17 protein-coding genes are annotated in these 17,388 nt (G+C 73.2%); 12 read left to right on the top strand and 5 right to left on the bottom strand.

What is annotated here, in order from left to right; translation table 11 throughout:
* The 7 genes from ACZ5HG_RS11975 to ACZ5HG_RS11945 all read left to right on the top strand — a co-directional run bounded on the left by ACZ5HG_RS11975 (nucleotide 1) and on the right by ACZ5HG_RS11945 (nucleotide 7,701).
* Complete coding sequence (locus ACZ5HG_RS11975) at nucleotides 1-975, top strand: transketolase family protein (protein WP_464176517.1); 975 nt, start codon at nucleotides 1-3, stop codon at nucleotides 973-975.
* 396 nt (nucleotides 976-1,371) lie between these two features.
* Nucleotides 1,372-3,318, top strand: a complete 1,947-nt coding sequence (locus ACZ5HG_RS11970) for a beta-glucoside-specific PTS transporter subunit IIABC (RefSeq protein WP_464176515.1) — start codon at nucleotides 1,372-1,374, stop codon at nucleotides 3,316-3,318.
* Complete coding sequence (locus ACZ5HG_RS11965; RefSeq protein ID WP_464176513.1) at nucleotides 3,315-4,595, top strand: glycoside hydrolase family 140 protein; 1,281 nt, start codon at nucleotides 3,315-3,317, stop codon at nucleotides 4,593-4,595. The genes ACZ5HG_RS11970 and ACZ5HG_RS11965 overlap by 4 nt, the downstream gene beginning before the upstream one ends.
* Before the next feature lie 71 nt (nucleotides 4,596-4,666).
* On the top strand, nucleotides 4,667-5,512 hold the full coding sequence (locus tag ACZ5HG_RS11960) for a PRD domain-containing protein (RefSeq protein WP_464176511.1): 846 nt from the start codon (nucleotides 4,667-4,669) through the stop codon (nucleotides 5,510-5,512).
* A gap of 17 nt (nucleotides 5,513-5,529) precedes the next feature.
* Nucleotides 5,530-5,775 (top strand): PTS transporter subunit EIIB, encoded by a 246-nt coding sequence (locus tag ACZ5HG_RS11955; RefSeq protein WP_464176509.1) that lies wholly within the window; start codon nucleotides 5,530-5,532, stop codon nucleotides 5,773-5,775.
* A gap of 188 nt (nucleotides 5,776-5,963) precedes the next feature.
* The gene (locus ACZ5HG_RS11950; RefSeq protein WP_464176507.1) at nucleotides 5,964-6,239 is read left to right on the top strand and encodes an HPr family phosphocarrier protein; all 276 of its coding nucleotides are present in this window, start codon (nucleotides 5,964-5,966) and stop codon (nucleotides 6,237-6,239) included.
* 40 nt (nucleotides 6,240-6,279) lie between these two features.
* Nucleotides 6,280-7,701 carry a glycoside hydrolase family 1 protein gene (locus ACZ5HG_RS11945; protein WP_464176505.1) on the top strand — a complete coding sequence of 474 codons (1,422 nt, stop codon included), beginning with the start codon at nucleotides 6,280-6,282 and terminating at the stop codon, nucleotides 7,699-7,701.
* Between the two features lie 119 nt (nucleotides 7,702-7,820).
* Here ACZ5HG_RS11945 and ACZ5HG_RS11940 read toward each other — a convergent pair whose 3' ends face one another.
* Nucleotides 7,821-8,003, bottom strand: a complete 183-nt coding sequence (locus ACZ5HG_RS11940) for a DUF6767 domain-containing protein (protein WP_464176503.1) — start codon at nucleotides 8,001-8,003, stop codon at nucleotides 7,821-7,823.
* A gap of 233 nt (nucleotides 8,004-8,236) precedes the next feature.
* On the opposite strand from ACZ5HG_RS11940, the gene ACZ5HG_RS11935 reads away from it, so the two are divergent.
* The gene (locus tag ACZ5HG_RS11935) at nucleotides 8,237-8,398 is read left to right on the top strand and encodes a hypothetical protein (RefSeq protein ID WP_464176501.1); all 162 of its coding nucleotides are present in this window, start codon (nucleotides 8,237-8,239) and stop codon (nucleotides 8,396-8,398) included.
* An 87-nt stretch (nucleotides 8,399-8,485) separates the two neighbouring features.
* Here ACZ5HG_RS11935 and glnA read toward each other — a convergent pair whose 3' ends face one another.
* The gene (gene glnA / locus ACZ5HG_RS11930) at nucleotides 8,486-9,910 is read right to left on the bottom strand and encodes a type I glutamate--ammonia ligase (protein WP_464176499.1); all 1,425 of its coding nucleotides are present in this window, start codon (nucleotides 9,908-9,910) and stop codon (nucleotides 8,486-8,488) included.
* Between the two features lie 185 nt (nucleotides 9,911-10,095).
* Between glnA and ACZ5HG_RS11925 the strand changes: the two genes are divergently transcribed.
* Nucleotides 10,096-10,608, top strand: a complete 513-nt coding sequence (locus ACZ5HG_RS11925) for an RDD family protein (protein ID WP_464176497.1) — start codon at nucleotides 10,096-10,098, stop codon at nucleotides 10,606-10,608.
* 197 nt (nucleotides 10,609-10,805) lie between these two features.
* Here the strand turns inward: ACZ5HG_RS11925 and ACZ5HG_RS11920 are convergent, their stop codons facing one another.
* Nucleotides 10,806-11,522 (bottom strand): DUF4191 domain-containing protein, encoded by a 717-nt coding sequence (locus ACZ5HG_RS11920; protein WP_464176495.1) that lies wholly within the window; start codon nucleotides 11,520-11,522, stop codon nucleotides 10,806-10,808.
* Between the two features lie 165 nt (nucleotides 11,523-11,687).
* On the opposite strand from ACZ5HG_RS11920, the gene ACZ5HG_RS11915 reads away from it, so the two are divergent.
* Nucleotides 11,688-12,194 (top strand): flavodoxin domain-containing protein, encoded by a 507-nt coding sequence (locus ACZ5HG_RS11915; RefSeq protein WP_464176493.1) that lies wholly within the window; start codon nucleotides 11,688-11,690, stop codon nucleotides 12,192-12,194.
* A 22-nt stretch (nucleotides 12,195-12,216) separates the two neighbouring features.
* On the opposite strand, the gene ACZ5HG_RS11910 is transcribed toward ACZ5HG_RS11915, so the two are convergent.
* Nucleotides 12,217-12,696, bottom strand: coding sequence for a MarR family winged helix-turn-helix transcriptional regulator (locus ACZ5HG_RS11910; RefSeq protein ID WP_464176491.1), 480 nt, complete (start codon nucleotides 12,694-12,696; stop codon nucleotides 12,217-12,219).
* An 80-nt stretch (nucleotides 12,697-12,776) separates the two neighbouring features.
* On the opposite strand from ACZ5HG_RS11910, the gene ACZ5HG_RS11905 reads away from it, so the two are divergent.
* Together ACZ5HG_RS11905 and ACZ5HG_RS11900 are read left to right on the top strand one after the other, a co-directional pair.
* Nucleotides 12,777-15,068 (top strand): MMPL family transporter, encoded by a 2,292-nt coding sequence (locus ACZ5HG_RS11905; RefSeq protein WP_464176489.1) that lies wholly within the window; start codon nucleotides 12,777-12,779, stop codon nucleotides 15,066-15,068.
* Nucleotides 15,069-15,191: 123 nt separating this feature from the next.
* The gene (locus ACZ5HG_RS11900) at nucleotides 15,192-16,274 is read left to right on the top strand and encodes a Gfo/Idh/MocA family protein (protein WP_464176487.1); all 1,083 of its coding nucleotides are present in this window, start codon (nucleotides 15,192-15,194) and stop codon (nucleotides 16,272-16,274) included.
* A 94-nt stretch (nucleotides 16,275-16,368) separates the two neighbouring features.
* Here ACZ5HG_RS11900 and ACZ5HG_RS11895 read toward each other — a convergent pair whose 3' ends face one another.
* Complete coding sequence (locus ACZ5HG_RS11895; protein ID WP_464176485.1) at nucleotides 16,369-17,256, bottom strand: TIGR01777 family oxidoreductase; 888 nt, start codon at nucleotides 17,254-17,256, stop codon at nucleotides 16,369-16,371.
* Between the last annotated feature and the right edge of the window lie 132 nt (nucleotides 17,257-17,388).

Raw genomic sequence — 17,388 nt, 5'->3', positions numbered from 1 at the left:
ATGAGCACCACCACCGTCACCCCCTACGCGCAGCGCCCCACCAGCGACTGCCGGGACGCCTGGGTCGAGGCCCTGCTGGAGATCGCCGCCGAGGACCCGCGCGTGGTCGCGGTCGTCAACGACTCGGTCGGCTCCAGCAAGCTCGGCCCGTTCCAGGCGCAGTTCGGCGACCGGCTGGTGAACGTCGGCATCGCCGAGCAGGACATGGTCGGCGTCGGCGCGGGCCTGGCCAACGGCGGGAAGATCCCGTTCGTCTCGGCCGCCGCCTGCTTCCTCACCGCCCGCGCGATGGAGCAGGTCAAGGTCGACGCCGCCTACTCCGCGCACCACCTGGTGCTGGTGGGGCAGTCGCCCGGCATGGCCTACGGCGAGCTCGGCCCGACCCACCACTCGATCGAGGATCTGGGCTGGCTGCGCACGATCCCCGGGCTGACCGTGATCGTGCCGACCGACCCGGAGGAGACCCGCCAGGCGATCCGCTGGGCGCACCGGCACGACGGCCCGGCGTACGTGCGGGTGTCCCGGATGGGCGTGCCGGACGTCAACCCGGAGGGCTACGAGTTCGTCCCCGGTCGGGCGGTCACCCTGCGCGAGGGCGAGGACGTCACCCTGATCGCCACCGGCACGGTGGTCGGCCGCACGCTGGACGCCGCCGAGCTGCTGGCCGCCCAGGGCGTGCGCGCCCGGGTGCTGTCCATGCCCACGGTCAAGCCGCTGGACACCGACGCGGTGGTCGCGGCCGCCGCCGAGACCGGCGCGATCGTCACCGTCGAGGAGGCCCTGACCACGGGTCTCGGCGGGGCGGTGGCGGAGGCCGTCGTGCAGCACCGCCCGGTGCCGGTGCGGTTCGTGGGTGTCCCGGACACCTTCGCGCCCACCGGGTCCGCCGAGTGGCTGCTCGACCACTTCGGGATCAGCCCCGAGGGGATCGCCCGCGCGGCGGTCGAGGCCCGCGCCCTCGGGGTGCGCGCCTGAGGCAGGAATGGGTGCACCGCCCGGCGGAAAACGTCGTGCGGTGCACCCGGCGCAGGGGTTGTGCACCCTGAGCCGAATGCATTACCATGAAGGTCGGCGGCAGGCTCGCCGGCATCAGCCAGGGATTGTGACTCTCAGCAGGCAAAACCCGGGCTCCACGGACTTTCTCGCACGCAGGACGACCTGCGAGGCGCAAAGGATGTGGGGCTTGGGTTTTTTTATTGCCTGAAGACGGTGACCTCCCGCCACACGTGCAGATTCGAGGAGGAATCACCGTCCGGGGCGCGTCCCCCCGGCCGACCAGGGACGACGACGACCGTCGACCCCGGCACACCCGACGCCCAGATCCGCCACACCCTCCGGCGAGGCAGCCGGCGGCGTCCCTGGCATTCCCGCGTGGCACCCGCCACGCCGACCTGCCCGCACCCGCGGGAACGGGAGCAGAAGATGGCCAAGAACTACGACGACCTCGCGTCCGGCGTCCTCGCCGGCGTCGGCGGCACGTCCAACGTGGACTCGCTGGTGCACTGCGCCACCCGGCTGCGGTTCACCCTGAAGGACGACGGCAAGGCCGACGTCGCCCGCCTCAAGCAGCTGAGCGGCGTGATCAACGTCCTGCAGTCCGGCGGACAGACGCAGGTCGTGATCGGCAACGCGGTGCCCGAGGTCTACGCCGCGGTGGTCCGCACCGGCGGCATCACCGAGGCCGGCGACGACTCCGGCGACTCCGGCGGTGGGCGCAAGAACCGCAACATCGCGGCGGCCTTCGTCGACATGATCTCCGGCATCTTCGCCCCGGTGCTCGCCGCCATGGCCGGCGCGGGCATCCTCAAGGGCCTGCTGATCCTGGCGACCACGCTGAACTGGACGACGGACACCTCGGGGACGTACACGATCCTGTACGCGGCCGCCGACGGCGTCTTCTACTTCCTGCCGATGCTGCTGGCGGTCACCGCCGCCCGGAAGTTCAAGTCTGACCAGTTCGTCGCCATGGGCCTTGCGGCGGCGCTGGTGTACCCGACGCTGGTCGCCGCCTACGGCGCGGGCACCGACCTGGAGTTCCTCGGGATCCCGGTCCAGCTCGCCTCGTACACCTCCTCGGTGATCCCGATCATCGTGGCCGTCTACGTGCTGTCCCGGCTGGAGCGCGTGCTGCGCCGGGCGCTGCCGGACTTCGCCAAGAACTTCCTCACCCCGCTGATCGAGCTGGCGATCATGGTCCCGGCGACCCTGCTGGTGATCGGCCCGATCACCACCTGGCTCGGCAGCGTCCTGGCCAGCGGCTACACCGCCCTGGTCGGCTTCAACCCCACGATCGCCGGGTTCATCCTCGGTGGTCTGTGGCCGCTGTTCGTGCTGTTCGGCCTGCACTACGGCTTCGTGCCGATCGTCTTCAACAACATCGCCCAGTACGGCCGCGACACCCTGTTCGTCATCACCGGCCCGAACAACATGGCCCAGGCCGGCGCGACCCTCGGCGTGTTCCTCAAGACCAAGAACAAGGACCTCAAGGCGCTGTCCGGCGCGGCCGGCCTGTCGGCGGTGTTCGCCGGCATCACCGAGCCCGCGATCTACGGCGTCACGCTCAAGTACAAGCGTCCGTTCATCATCGGCTCGGTGTTCTCCGCCATCGCCGGTGCGATCGTCGCCACCGCCGGCACCGGCACCCCGGCGCTGGTCGGCACCGCGATCCTCACGCTGCCCGCCTACATCGGCCAGGGCTTCGTCGCCTTCCTGATCGCCTGCGCCATCGCGTTCTTCGGCGCCGCGATCGTCACGTACTTCTTCGGCTTCCACGACGGCATGATCACCTCGGACGTCCCGGCCGCCGCCCCGGTGGTGGACGCCGACGCCCCGCACCAGGACCTGGTGGCCCCGGTCAGCGGCGAGCTGGTGGCGCTGTCCTCGGTGGGCGACGCGATGTTCGCCGGGGGCGACCTCGGCCAGGGCATCGGCGTGCTGCCGAGCGACGGCCGCGTGGTCGCACCGGTCGACGGCGTGGTGACCAGCGTGTTCCCGACCCGCCACGCCTTCGGGATGCGGGCCGCCGACGGCACCGAGCTGCTGGTGCACATCGGCTTCAACACCGTGGCCCTGCAGGGCGAGTACTTCGAGGCGCTGGTCACCGACGGCCAGGCCGTGCGCGCCGGCGACACCGTGGTGCAGGTCGACCTGGCGGCGGTCGCCGCTGCCGGCTACGACACCACCACCGTGGTCGTCGTCACCGGCGAGGGCGCGGACGCGCTGGACCCGGTCGCGGTCAGCGGCACCGTCGTGGCCGGTCAGGACGTGGTCCTGCGCCGGGTGAGCGACGCCGTCCCGGTCGCGCAGGGTGTGGCGTGAACGACGATCGCCTGACGGTGGAGGGAGGGGCGTTCCTCCGCGGCGGGCGCCCCTTCCTCTACCTGGCCGACACCGCCTGGAGCGCCTTCACCAACCCCACCGACGACGAGTGGCGCTCCTACCTCGACCAGCGCGCCGAGCAGGGCTTCACCGCCGTGCAGATCGACGTGCTGCCGCAGTGGGACCGCACGCTGCTGCCCACCGGCGCCGACCCGCTGGCTCGTGACTCCGAGGGGCGCGTGGTCTGGGACGGCTGGGACGCGCACTACTTCGACCAGGCCCGACGCCGGTGCGCCGAGGTCGTCGAGCGCGGGATGGTGCCGGTGCTGGTGGTGCTGTGGTGCAACTACGTGCCCGGCACCTGGGCCTCCGCGATCCGGGGCACCGATGTGATGCCGCTCGCGCTGGTCGAGGACTACACCCGGCTGGTGGTGCGCACCTTCGCGGACCTGCACCCGCTGTGGGTGGTCGCGGGGGACTCCGACCTCGACGCGCCGGAGACGGTGGCGCACTACGTCACGGCCTCCGACGTGCTCCGCGCCGAGGATCCGGAGGGCGTGCAGGCGCTGCACCTGCGGCGCGGCTACTCCCACGTGCCCGAGGCGCTGGCCGAGCGGGTGCAGGTGCTGCTGTACCAGTCCGGGCACAACCGCGACGGGCAGGCGGAGGCCTACCGGCTCGGCACGCTGCTGACCGGCGAGCACCCGGACAAGGCCGTCCTCAACGGCGAGCCGTGCTACGAGGGCATGGGCTACAGCCGGCACCTGTACGGGCGGTTCGGGCGGCGCGACGTGCGCCGGGCGATCTGGTCCTCGCTGCTGTCCGGCGCCGACGCGGGGGTGTCCTACGGGGCGCACGGCGTGTGGAACTGGCACGTGCGCGGTCACGCGCCCGACCCTGCGCTCGGCGAGGGCTTCGACGAGTCGCTGCCCTGGGTCGACGCGCTCCAGGCCCCCGGCGCCTGGGACGTCGGCACGGTGCGCCGGCTGCTCGAGACGGCCGTGCCTCGGCCCCTGGTCCCGTGCCAGGACCTGCTCGCCGCGCCGGAGGACCCCACCGTGCGGGCTGCCCGGGCCGCCGACGGCACGATCGTGGTCTACCTGCCCGTCGCCACCCGCGTGGTGCTCGACGCCGCGCTCGACGGCGCGCAGGTCACCGTGCTCGACCTGGCCCGCGGCCGCGTCGGACGCCTGGTGCCCACGGTCGCCGACGGTCGCACCACCGTGCCGGTGCACCGGTTCGACGAGGACGTGCTGCTCCTCGTCTCGCCACGGTGACCCGATCGCAGGCACCATCAGCACGAGGGCCCGGCACCTGCCGGACCCCGACGGACGAAGGAGTCACCGGGTTGCGGATCACGAAGGTCTTCAACAACAGCGTGGTGCTCGGGGTGGACGAGCAGGGCGCCGAGCACGTGCTGCTCGGACCGGGCGTCGGCTTCGGCTCGCGACCCGGTGACACCGTCAAGGCCGAGCTGGTCGACAAGACCTTCGTGCCCAGCGGAGCCACCCCGCCCGAGCGGCTGGTCCGGCTGCTCCAGGAGATCCCGCCGGAGGACCTCGCGCTCGCCGGCCGGGTGCTGGACCAGGTGCAGCACGCCCTGGTGCCCGGCGCCGCCGAGCACGTGCTGCTGCCGCTGGCCGACCACATCTCCTTCGCGCTGCGTCGGGCCCGCGAGGGCGTCGAGGACCTGGAGTACCCGCTCCAGTGGGAGGTGCTCACGCTGTACCCGGCGGAGGTCGCGCTCGCCCGCACGGCGCTGGGCACGATCGAGGCCGAGCGCGGCGTGCGGCTGCCGGAGCAGGAGGCGGCGGCCCTCGCGCTGCACTTCGTCAACGCCCAGCTCGGTGCCGGGGACATGACCCGCACCGTGCGGATCACCCGGGTGCTCACCGAGGTCCTCGGCCTGATCCACCAGGACCTCGGCGTGCGGGTCGACGAGACCTCCGTGCCCGCCGCGCGCTTCGTCACCCACCTGCGCTACCTGGTGGTGCGCCAGCAGCAGGGCCGCACCGCCGACATCCCCGAGGAGGCCATGGCGGCGGTGCTGCGCGAGTCCCGGCCCCGCGAGTACGACTGCGCCGTGCGGATCGCGCAGCTGCTGGCCGAGCGGTTCGGCTGGCCGGTGGACCGCGCCGAGGTGCTGTACCTGGCGCTGCACGTCAGCCGGCTGGTCGCCGAGGCCGGCGCGTGACCGGGGGAGCGGGCCGCGTGGACCCCGCGGCGCTGGCCGCCGACATCGTGCGGCTGGTGGGCGGGGCCGGGAACGTCACCGCCGTCACGCACTGCTTCCTGCGGCTGCGGCTGGAGCTGGCCGACCCGGCGCTCGCGGACCGCGACGCCCTGCGCGCGCTGGCGGGGGTGTCGATGCTGCTCGAGCAGTACGGGCAGACCCAGCTCGCACTGCGCGCGCCGCTGGACGAGGTGCACGACGCGGTGCAGACAATGCTCGGATGAAAGTGTCGCCGCCTTGACGCGGGCACCCGCGCGGAGGTAGAAAAAGAACCGAACATCGAAGGATTGTGACTGATTCGATCAGGCAAGACCTGCTGACATTCTCCGGCCCGGCGCCGAAGAATCGCGCAGGTCTTTTTTCATGTCCTCCCGATCTGCACGAACCGAATCGCCAGAGAAGAGATCTCCCCGTGCCGCACCGCCACGTCACCATCGCCACCGCCGCCGGTCTGCACGCCCGGCCCGCCAGTGTGCTCGCCAAGGCCGCGGCGGCCGCCGCCGTCCCGGTCACGATCGGTCGGCCTGGGGCGGCGCCGGTCACCGCCGCCAGCCTGCTCCTGGTGATGGGCCTCGGGCTCCAGCACGGCGAGACCGTCGAGATCACCGCCGAGGGGGCCGGCGCCGACGCCGTGCTCGATGACCTCGCGACGATGCTTGCCACCGACCTCGACGCGGCGACGGCCTGAGCACGCCCCTCCTCCCGCACCCATCAGAAGGGCTCCACCCGTGACCAGCACCACCACCCCGTTCCCCGAGGGCTTCCTCTGGGGCGGTGCCACCGCCGCCAACCAGATCGAGGGCGCCTACGCCGAGGGCGGCAAGGGCCTGTCCATCCAGGACGTCATGCCGCACGGCCTGATGACCCCGCCCACCGAGGGGCCGACCCCGGACAACCTCAAGCTCGAAGGCGTCGACTTCTACCACCGGTACGCCGAGGACATCGCGCTGCTGGCCGAGATGGGCTTCTCGGTGTTCCGGTTCTCGATCGCGTGGTCGCGGATCTTCCCGCGCGGCGACGAGGAGACCCCGAACGAGGAGGGCCTCGCGTTCTACGACCGGGTGATCGACGAGTGCGAGAAGCACGGCATCGAGCCGCTGATCACCATGTCGCACTACGAGACCCCGCTGCACCTCGCCCGCACCTACGACGGCTGGGTCAGCCGCGACCTGATCGGGTTCTACGCCCGCTACGCCCGCACCCTGCTCGAGCGCTACGGCCACCGCGTGCGGTACTGGCTGACCTTCAATGAGATCAACTCCGTGCTGCACGCCCCGTTCCTGTCCGGCGGCATCGCCACCCCGCGCGAGCAGCTGTCCGACACCGACCTGTACCAGGCCGTGCACCACGAGATGGTCGCCAGCGCGCTCGCCACGAAGATCGCCCGCGAGGTCGCCCCGCAGGCGCAGATCGGCTGCATGGTGATCGCCATGCCGACCTACCCGCTGACCCCGGCGCCCGCCGACGCGCTCGCCGTGATGCACGCCGACCACCTCAACCTGGCGTTCGGCGACCTGCACGTCCGCGGCGAGTACCCCGGCTACCTGCTGCGCCACCTGCGCGAGCGCGGCGTCACCCTCGACATCACCGACGAGGACCGGGAGATCCTGCGGCACACCGTCGACTTCGTCTCGTTCTCGTACTACATGAGCCTCTGCGAGACCGGCGACCCCGACGCCCGCACCCCCGGCGCCGGCAACATCATGGGCGGCGTGCCGAACCCCACCCTGGCGGCCTCCGAGTGGGGCTGGCAGATCGACCCGGTCGGCCTGCGGATCGTGATGAACCAGTTCTGGGACCGCTGGGGCAAGCCGCTGTTCATCGTCGAGAACGGGCTCGGCGCCCGCGACGCGCTGGTCGAGGTCGACGGCGTGCCCACGGTCGAGGACGACTACCGGATCTCCTACCTCAACGACCACCTGGTGCAGGTCGGCGAGGCGATCGAGGACGGCGTGCAGGTGCTCGGCTACACGTCGTGGGGGTGCATCGACCTGGTGTCGGCGTCCACCGCGCAGATGAGCAAGCGCTACGGCTTCGTCTACGTGGACCGGAACGACGACGGCAGCGGCACGCTGGCCCGGTACAAGAAGAAGTCCTTCGGCTGGTACGCCGAGGTGATCCGCAGCAACGGGGCCAGCCTCACGCGCTGAGCGGTTCGCTGCGGCCCGACGAGGTCGGTGGTTGGTGCGCGATCACGCGGTGCGGAACCGCCGACCTCGTGCGGAACCACCGACCTCGTGGGGCGGGGTGGGGGCCCGGGGGAGCGGGGTCAGCGCGCCTCGCGGGCGGCCTGGCGCTGGGCGACCGTGAGGTCGTGCAGCTCGGCGCGCTGCTCCTCGTCGTCCATCACCAGCCACACCAGACCGCAGTTCTGCGGGCCGTCGGCACCGGGGAAGCACAGCGTGCACGGGTCCCCGGGCCGGATCGGGCACTTCGCCTCGGGCCGTCCCACGGTTCCTCCTCCGACCCGCGCCAGGGTGCGTGGGCCTCGTTCGAGCGTACGCCCGCCCGTGCGCCGATCCGGGCGTCCTGCGAGGTCGCGGGCTGTCTCCTCGGTCACGCCCGCGCGCGTGGCGAACCGATCCTGGCAGCCCGCGTGAAACCGCCCTCGCGCCGCCCGTCGCAGGTCTAGCGTGCCGATCACGGGGTGCAACGGCGCACCCCGGTCGGATCGAGGAGAAGGACATGGCGACCAGGTCGTACCCGTACCACTCCCGGGACCAGCGTGACCCGCAGGTCTTCCACGACTACAGCGACTGCCCCAACGGGCAGCAGATCTCCCCGGGCAGCTGGGAGATCGGCACCGGCGACCTCGCCCGGTGCGGCAGCTGCGCACGGCTGGACTGAGGCCCGGACGCACAGCACCCCCGCCACCGCGAGGGTGACGGGGGTGCCGGTGTCAGACGCGAGGCGGCTCAGCGGAGCCGCCGCCGATCACACGTCGTAGTAGAGCTCGAACTCGTGCGGGTGCGGGCGCAGACGGATCGGGTCGACCTCGGCGGAGCGCTTGTAGTCGATCCAGGTCTGGATCAGGTCCGGGGTGAACACGTTGCCGGCGGTCAGCCAGTCGTGGTCGGCCTCGAGGTTGTCGAGCACCTCGGAGAGCGAGCCCGGGACCTGGGCGATCTGGGCGTGCTCCTCCGGGGGCAGCTCGTACAGGTCCTTGTCGACCGGCTCCGGCGGCTCGATGCGGTTCTGGATGCCGTCGAGGCCCGCCATCAGCATGGCGGCGAACGCCAGGTACGGGTTGGACGACGGGTCCGGCACGCGGAACTCGATGCGCTTGGCCTTCGGGTTCGAGCCGGTCACGGGCACGCGGATGCACGCGGAGCGGTTGCGGGCCGAGTAGACCAGGTTGACCGGGGCCTCGAAGCCGGGGACCAGGCGGTGGTAGGAGTTCACCGTCGGGTTGGTGAAGGCCAGCAGCGACGGGGCGTGCTTGAGCAGGCCGCCGATGTACCAGCGGGCGAGGTCGGACAGGCCGCCGTAGCCCTTCTCGTCGAAGAACAGCGGCTTGCCGTCCTTCCACAGGGACTGGTGCACGTGCATGCCCGAGCCGTTGTCGCCGAACAGCGGCTTCGGCATGAAGGTCGCGGTGCGGCCGTCGGCGTGCGCCACGTTCTTCACGACGTACTTGAACAGCTGCACCTTGTCGGCCGACTTGGCGAGCGTGTCGAAGCGGTAGTTGATCTCCGCCTGGCCGGCGGTGCCGACCTCGTGGTGGGCGCGCTCGACCTCGAGGCCGAGCTCGTCCAGCTGGAGCGAGATCTTGTCGCGCAGGTCGGCGAAGTGGTCGACCGGCGGGACGGGGAAGTAGCCGCCCTTGTAGGGGGTCTTGTGGCCGAGGTTGCCACCCTCCTCGACGCGGCCGGTGTTCCAGGCCGCCTCGATGGAGTCGATCGAGTAGAAGGACGAGTTCTGCTTCGTCTCGAAGCGCACGTCGTCGAAGATGTAGAACTCCGCCTCGGGGGCGAAGAAGGCGGTGTCGGCGATGCCGGTCGACCGCAGGTACGCCTCGGCCTTGGCGGCGACCTGGCGGGGGTCGCGGCTGTAGGGCTCGTCGGTGTACGGGTCGACGATGTGGAAGTTCAGCACGAGGGTCTTCTCGGCGCGGAACGGGTCGACGAAGGCCGTCGTCACGTCCGGCAGGAGCTTCATGTCGGACTCGTTGATCGCCTGGAAGCCACGGATCGACGAGCCGTCGAACATCTGGCCCTCGACGAAGAAGTTCTCGTCGACCGAGATGGCCGGCACGTTGAAGTGCTGCATCACGCCGGGCAGGTCGCAGAACCGGACGTCGACGAACTTGACGTCCTCGGCCTTGATGAAGGCCAGGACTTCCTCTGGCTTGCTGAACATCCGCTGCTCCTCGGGTCGGTGTGCCCGGTGGCCGCCGGGCACGGTCGAGGCTAGGGCCAGGCAGTTTCCCTGGGGTGTACCCATTGTTTCGGACGTGTTACGTGACGGGCGGGTGTGTGTCCGGGATGAGTCGCGAACGGGGTCGGTGCCGCGGGATCGTGCGGGACGGCGGTTACCGTGTCCGCATGGTCGATCGCGAGGACGTCGGTTCGTGGCTCTCCGGGCCCCCGGTGGGTGGGGCGGGCGGATCCGGCACCGGTCCGCGGGGCACCCGTCTCGGGCTGCCTGAGCAGGGCTCGGGGGCGCTGGCGTCGCTCGGGCGGCGGGTGGTGGCGCTGGTGATCGACTGGGCGGCCTGCGTGGCCATCGCGGCGGTGCTGTTCGACGGCGACCCGCTGGCGCAGCTGGCCGTGTTCGCGGTGGAGAACGTGCTGCTGGTCGGCACGATCGGGTTCACGCTCGGCCACCGCGTCGTCGGGATCCGGGTGCGCCGGGTGCTGGCCCCGCGCACGCTCGCGCCGGTCGGCGGGGGAGACCCGGACGTCGTTCCCGACCCCGGCCCGGACGTGCCCCCGGGGCCGCTGCTCGGCCTGGTCCGCACGGTGCTGCTGTGCCTGGTGATCCCGGCCGCCGTGTGGGACGCCGACGGGCGCGGCCTGCACGACCGCTTCGCCGCCACCGCCATCGTCCGCCGCTGAGCCGGCTTCGCGGCTCGCCGCGGACGTGCCGAGTGGTCACAGATGCAGGCTTCCGCGCGGATGAAGCCCGCATCTGTGACCACTCGGCGGCGGCGACGCTGCGCACGCGACCCGCGGGCGCGCGGGCCCCGACGTGCGAGAGGCCGTCACCCTGCGCGGGGTGACGGCCTCTCGGTGTGCGTGGGAGCCCGGCGGGCTCAGCGGCCCTTCATGCCCTTGCGGTCGGGGCGCGCGCGCATCGGGTCGACGCCCTTCGGCACCGGCATCTTCACGGCGCCGAGGGCGGTGAGGCGCTTGACGACCTCGCCGGTCTCCTGCTTGGTCAGCGACGGCTTGAGGCGCTGCACGGTGCGCGCGAGCTTCGGCAGCGGCACCTGGCCCTCCTCGTTGCCGACCTGGATCAGCACGATCGGCACGCCCTGGAGCACGCGGGCGGTGCGCTTGCGCTCGGACTCGAGCAGCTTGTCGACGCGGTGGGCGGGGCCCTCGCCGATCAGCACGACGCCGGGGCGGCCGACGCCGCGGAACACGAGGTCCTGGGTGCGCGGCGCGATGGCGACGGGCTCCTCGGTGAAGGTCCAGCCGCGACGGATGGTGCCGAGCGCCGACATCGACGCGCCGGGCTGGCCCTCGATCCGGCTGTAGGCGGCGCGCTCCGCGCGGCGGGTCAGCGTGAACATGGCGCCGAGGGCCGCGAACGGCAGCGCGATCAGCAGGAAGTACAGCCAGTGGCCGACGAGCAGGCCGATCACCAGGCCGACCGCGATGATGCCGACGAACACCGCGAGGATCATCCAGGTGACCGCGGAGTCCTGCTGACGGGTCATCTGGTACGCCTGCCAGACCTGGTGGTACCACCGGGTCTTCTTCACCTTCGCGGGCGCGCTCGGGTTCGCGTTCTTCTCACGGGCCATGACGACGGAGTCTACCGATCGTGGCGACCCGGACGACCACGCGCCGGCTCGCCCACGGCGAACACGTCCGCGATCCGTGGGACCTCGGTCCCTGGACCTGTCGGGCGGCGGCGGGCGAGCCTGGGTGGACGTCGCGACGGGGCGGCTCGGGAGGGGGAGTTCACGATGCGCATCCTGGTGACGGTGGCGTCCCGGCACGGTGGCACGCGGGAGATCGGCACGGCGGTGGCGACGCGGCTGCGCGAGGCGGGCCACGAGGTGCACGAGGTCGAGCCGGAGGACGTGACCTCGGTGATCGCCTACGACGCGGTGGTGCTCGGCTCGGCGGTGTACGTCGGACGGCTGGCCGCCGCGCTGCGCGACCTGGTGGAGCGGCAGCACGGCCAGCTCCGGGCGCGGCCGGTGTGGCTGTTCTGGTCCGGGCCGGTGGGGGTGCCGCCGATGCCGGCGAGCGCCCCGGACGACGTGGCGACGGTGGCCGGCCGCACCGGTGCCCGGGACGTTCGCTGCTTCGCGGGTCGGCTGCAGCGCGAGGAGCTCGGGCTGGCGGAGCGGGCGCTGGTCGCGATGATCGACGCCGAGCAGGGGGACTTCCGCGACTTCGCCGAGGTGGACGAGTGGGCGGGTCAGATCGCGAAGGACCTCGCCGGGATGCCGCGGGTCCTGCGGTAGCCGGGGCGCCGGCTCGCGCCCGTCAGGCCTCCGGTGGGGTGGAGCGCGCCACGATCGTCAGCAGCGCGCGCAGTTGCTCGACCTGCTCGGGGGTGAGCCCGCGGGTGGCGACGGCCTCGGCGGCGACCGGGTCGGCGGCCTCCAGCGCCACCGCGCGCCCGGCATCGGTGATGCTGATCGCGTGCTTGCGCCGGTCGGTGGCGTGGTCGGACCGCTGCACGTAGCCGGTGCGCTCCATCCGGGCCAGCACCCGGCTCATGGTCTGCTCGGTCACCGAGCAGGCGACGGCGAGCTCGGCCTGGGTGTGCGGGCCGCGCATGAGCATGACGAGCACGGGCAGGCTGGCGTGGTTGAGCTGCCAGGCGTCCAGGTGCGTGTTCCACTCGCGCTCGACCCGGCGGGCCGCCGCGGACAGCAGCCGTCCGACCGGCCAGCGCGACGGGTCGCGCGAGGCAGCGTCCGACCAGCGCTGGTCGGTCTCCCGGCCGGCAGACCTCTCCACCCCGGTGACCTCCTGCGTGGTGCGTGCGTGTGCTCGGGTTCATGTTGCCGGATCGGCGGCCGTCGCGCATAGTGCTCAGCATGCTGAGGAATTGGGTGCGGGGTGCCGGGCGCGGCCTGGTGGTGCTGGTCGTGCTGGTCGGATGGCTGGCCGTGGGCGGTCTGGGCGGGATGGCGCAGGGCCGGCTGTCCCAGGTGCAGACCAACGATGCCGCGGCGTTCCTGCCGTCCTCGGCGGAGTCCACGCGGGCGGCAGCGCTGGCCGGCGACTTCACGCAGTCCGAGGCCCTGCCGGTGCTGGTCGTGCTCACCGGCGAGGACGAGGGCGCGCTGCCCGCCGACGCGATGGCGACCGTGGGCGCGACGATCGCCACGCTGCCGGACGTCGAGATCCCCGGGGCCGATCCCTCCGCCGGTGACCCCGCCACGATCGGTGACGTGCTCACCGCCGATCCGGTGGTCGTGCCCTCCGAGGACGGCGAGGCGCTGCTGGTGCCGCTGTCCCTGGACGCGAGCGTCGCCGACGAGGCGTTGGCCGACGACGAGCGGGTGGTCGGCGCCGTCGTGCAGGCCGTGCGCGACACCCTGGCCGACGACCTCGGCGCCACCGCCGACTCCGCGGGCGAGGCCGGGCTGCGCGCCTGGGTCACCGGCCCCGGCGGCTACGTGGCCGACCTGGTCAACGCCTTCGGCGGGATCGACGGGGTGCTGCTGCTGGTGGCCCTCGGTGCGGTGCTGGTGATCCTGGTGCTGGTCTACCGGTCGCCCTTCCTGCCGTTCCTGGTGATCCTCACCGCCGTCTTCGCGCTGTGCGCCGCCGCGCTCGCGGTGTTCCACCTGGCCGACGCCGGGCACCTCACGCTGAACGGACAGGCGCAGGGCATCCTCTCGATCCTGGTGGTCGGCGCCTCGGTGGACTACGCGCTGCTGATCGTCGCCCGCTACCGCGAGGAGCTGCACCGGGTGGAGCGTCCGACCGACGCCATGCGCCGCGCGCTGCGGGCCAGCCTGGAGCCGGTGACCGCCAGCGCCGGCACCGTGATCGCCGGTCTGCTCTGCCTGCTGCTGTCCGACCTCGCCTCCAACCGCAGCCTCGGCCCGGTCGGCGCGATCGGCATCGCCTCCGCGTACCTCGCGTCCTTCACGCTGCTCCCGCTGCTGCTCCTGGTGCTCGGACCGCGCTCGCGCGGGCTGTTCTGGCCCCGCGTGCCGCGGGTGGAGACGCCTTCCGCGGCCGCGGCCGCGCCGGTCGCTGCCGACGCGCCCGTCGCGGCCGGCGAGCACCGCCCGCACCCCGCCACGCACGCGCCGGTCACCGGCATCTGGGGCAGGATCGCCGCCACCGTCGGGCGCCGGGACCGGCTGGTGTGGGTGGTGACGACGGTGGTGCTCGCCGCCTTCGCCGCCTTCCTGCCGACGTTCCAGGCGTCCGGCACCAGCCAGGCCGACGTGTTCCGCACCGAGGTCGACGCGGTGGCCGGCGAGGACGTGCTCGCCGCGCACTTCCCGGCGGGCGTCGTGCAGCCGGCCACGGTGTACGTGGCGTCGGGGGACGCTGACGCGGTGGTCGACGCCGCGCAGGACGTGGACGGCGTGGTCTCGGCCGCGGTCTACACCGGCGGCGACGGGCAGCCCGGGGCGTCGGGTGCGCCCGAGGAGCCGGCCGAGCCGGTGGTGGTGGACGGGCTGGTGCGCGTCGACGTCACCACCGAGGCCGCCGCCGACACCACCGCGGGCGTCGACACGATCGAGCGGGTGCGCGCCGCGGTGCACGAGGTCGCGCCGGACGCGCTGGTCGGTGGGGCCGCCGCCGAGACCCTCGACGCCCAGGACGCCGGCACCCGTGACCTGCGGGTGATCGTGCCCGTCGTGATCGTGGTGATCCTGCTGATCCTCATGCTGCTGCTGCGCTCCGTGACCGCCGCCGCGCTGCTGATGGCCGCCAACGTGCTGTCCTTCGCCGCCGCGATCGGGGTGTCCGCGCTGGTGTTCCGGCACGTGCTCGACTACCCGGGCGCCGACCCGGCGGTGCCGCTGTACGCCTTCACGTTCCTGATCGCGCTCGGGGTGGACTACTCGATCTTCCTGATGTCGCGCGTCCGGGAGGAGAGCCTGCGCTCCGGCACCCGCGAGGGCGTGCTGCGCGGGCTGGCGGTGACCGGCGGGGTGATCACCTCGGCCGGCGTGGTGCTCGCGGTGACGTTCGCGGCGCTGGGCGTGATCCCGCTGCTGTTCCTCGCGCAGCTCGCGTTCATCGTGGCGTTCGGCGTGCTGCTGGACACGCTGGTGGTGCGCAGCCTGCTGGTCCCCGCGCTCGTGCACGACCTCGGCGACCGCGTCTGGTGGCCCAGCCGCCTCGCCCGCACGCGCTGACCGCTCGCCGAGCGGGGAGCTCCTGTCGTCGATCGTCCGCTATGGGCGACAGGAATCGCCCGCTCGGCATGGGAGGGAGCTCGCGCGGGCGCGGGGTGCGCGCGCGGACCTAGGGTGGCGGGCATGACGGAGGCGCTGCGGGTCGGACTGGTCGGGTACGGGTCGGCGGGACGGGGCATCCACGCCCGCCTGCTGCGGGAGGTCGGCGCCCAGGTGGTCCGGGTGGTCTCGCGCAACCCCGCGCGCTCCGCCGCCGCCGAGCACGACTGGCCGGGCGTCGCCGTGGATCAGGACCTCACCAGCCTGCTCGCGCACGCGGAGGACCTGGACGTCGTCGTGATCGCCAGCCCCACCGGGGAGCACGTCGCCCACGTCACGCAGGCGCTCGCGGCGGGGCTGCCCGTGGTGGTGGACAAGCCGCTGGCGACGACGGTGGACGAGGCGGTGGCGCTGGCGGAGGCCGGCGAGGCGGCGGGCGGTCGGTTGACCGTGTTCCACAACCGGCGCTGGGACCCGGAGCAGCAGACCCTGCGCGCGCTGGTCGCGGCGGGCGACCTGGGCACGGTGCACCGGTTCGAGCGGCGCTGGGAGCGCTGGCGCCCGGTGCCGCAGGACCGCTGGAAGGAGAACGACACCCGCGCCGGCGGCCTGCTGCTCGACCTCGGATCGCACCTGGTGGACTCCGCCGTGCAGCTGTTCGGGCCGGTGGCGACGGTGTACGCCGAGCTGGCGAACCTCACCACCCCCGCGGTGGACGACGTGTTCCTCGCGCTGCGCCACCGGCCGCGCGCCGACGGCTCCGTCGTGACCAGCCACGTGCAGGCGGGCGGGCTGACCGGCGCGCCGGGTCCGCGCACGCGGGTGCTCGGCGCCCGCGGCGCCTACCTGGTGACGAGCTTCGAGGGCGAGGCGACGCCCTTCGCCGTCCTCGACGAGACGGTGACCGGGCCGCTGCACGTGATCGCCGGCACGTCCGCGCCGGCGGAGGAGCCCACGCACGAGGGCTGGCTGGTGCACGGCGACGAGCGGGTGCCGGTGCGCCGGGTCCCGGGCGGGCACGCCGACTACTACCGTGCGGTCGAGGCGTGGGTGCGGGGGACCGGCCCGGTGCCGGTGGACCCGCGGGACGCGGTGGCGACCGCCCGGGTGCTGGACGCCGCGCGGGTGTCGGCGGACGAGGGCCGGGTCGTCACGATCGCGGACTGACGCGCGGCGCGGCGGGTCCGGGGACCGCGCGCGGCCCGGGGGCGATCGACCACCGGCCCCGATCGGCCCGCCCGCTCCGCCCGCGCCCGCCCGCTCAGCCGAGGACCGCGGGAGCCGCCACGTCGATCGTCGGGTGCGCGTGCACGAAGCCGGACGCCCGCAGCACCGTCGGCACCGCGCGCACCGACCCGAGGATCTCCTGCGAGAACTCCCCGACGGCGATCCGCAGCGCCCAGGCCGGCACCGGGATCGCGGCGGGCCGGTGCAGCACCCGTGCCAGCGCCCGCGTGATCTCGCGGTTCGTCGCGGGCTCGGCGACCAGGTTGACCGGACCGCTCACCGGCGCGTCCAGCAGGTGCACGATCGCCCCGACCTCGTCGGGCAGCGTGATCCAGGACCAGTACTGCCGGCCGGACCCGAGCGGACCGCCGACACCGAGCCGCAGCAGCGGCAGCAGCTTGACGAGCGCCCCGCCGCGCGGAGCCAGCACGATCCCGGTGCGCAGGAAGGCCACCCGCACGTCGGGGTGCGCGACGGCCGGAGCGGCGGCGCCCTCCCACTGCCGCACGACCTCGGCGAGGAAGGTGGTGCCGCCCGGCTCCTCCTCGGTCAGCACGTCGTCGCCGCGCTCGCCGTAGGCGCCGGTGGCCGATCCCTGGAGCAGCACGCGGGGCGGGGCGTCGAGCCCGGCGATCGTGCGCGCCAGCAGGCTGGTGGCGTCGGTGCGGGAGCGCAGCACCACCTGCTTGCGGGACGCGGTCAGCCGCTTGTCGCCGACCCCGGCGCCGGCCAGGTTCACCACGGCGTCGGCACCGGCCAGCGCCGCGGGGTCGAGCACCCCGGTCGCCGGGTCCCAGGTGCGCTCCTCGGGGCCCTGCGCGGGTCGTCGGACCAGCCGTCGCACCCCGTGCCCCTCGGCGCGCAGCCGCGCCACCAGCGCCTGCCCGATCAGTCCGCTCGATCCCGCGACCACGACCTCCATCCCTCGACCCTAGGTCGCGTCGGCACGGTCCGCACCGTCGCGCCGCTCACACCCGCGCGGGAGCAGCGGCTGGCGCGCGAGACGCGACGGAGCCCCCGGCAGCGCGGTGGCTGCCGGGGGCTCCGGTGTTCG

This window comes from Cellulomonas sp. GTC20042, assembly GCF_055389595.1.
The sequence above is the reverse complement of the archived record's forward strand: the minus strand, read 5'-3'. Positions and strand labels throughout refer to the sequence as shown.

Bases quoted from the DNA above. Each gene is read 5' to 3' on its own strand.
- ACZ5HG_RS11920 (WP_464176495.1), bottom strand. From the start codon at position 11,522: ATGGCCCGTGAGAAGAACGCGAACCCGAGCGCGCCCGCGAAGGTGAAG.
- ACZ5HG_RS11895 (WP_464176485.1), bottom strand. From the start codon at position 17,256: ATGGAGGTCGTGGTCGCGGGATCGAGCGGACTGATCGGGCAGGCGCTG.
- ACZ5HG_RS11935 (WP_464176501.1), top strand. From the start codon at position 8,237: ATGGCGACCAGGTCGTACCCGTACCACTCCCGGGACCAGCGTGACCCG.
- ACZ5HG_RS11975 (WP_464176517.1), top strand. From the start codon at position 1: ATGAGCACCACCACCGTCACCCCCTACGCGCAGCGCCCCACCAGCGAC.
- ACZ5HG_RS11915 (WP_464176493.1), top strand. From the start codon at position 11,688: ATGCGCATCCTGGTGACGGTGGCGTCCCGGCACGGTGGCACGCGGGAG.
- ACZ5HG_RS11900 (WP_464176487.1), top strand. From the start codon at position 15,192: ATGACGGAGGCGCTGCGGGTCGGACTGGTCGGGTACGGGTCGGCGGGA.
- ACZ5HG_RS11925 (WP_464176497.1), top strand. From the start codon at position 10,096: ATGGTCGATCGCGAGGACGTCGGTTCGTGGCTCTCCGGGCCCCCGGTG.
- ACZ5HG_RS11905 (WP_464176489.1), top strand. From the start codon at position 12,777: ATGCTGAGGAATTGGGTGCGGGGTGCCGGGCGCGGCCTGGTGGTGCTG.
- glnA (WP_464176499.1), bottom strand. From the start codon at position 9,910: ATGTTCAGCAAGCCAGAGGAAGTCCTGGCCTTCATCAAGGCCGAGGAC.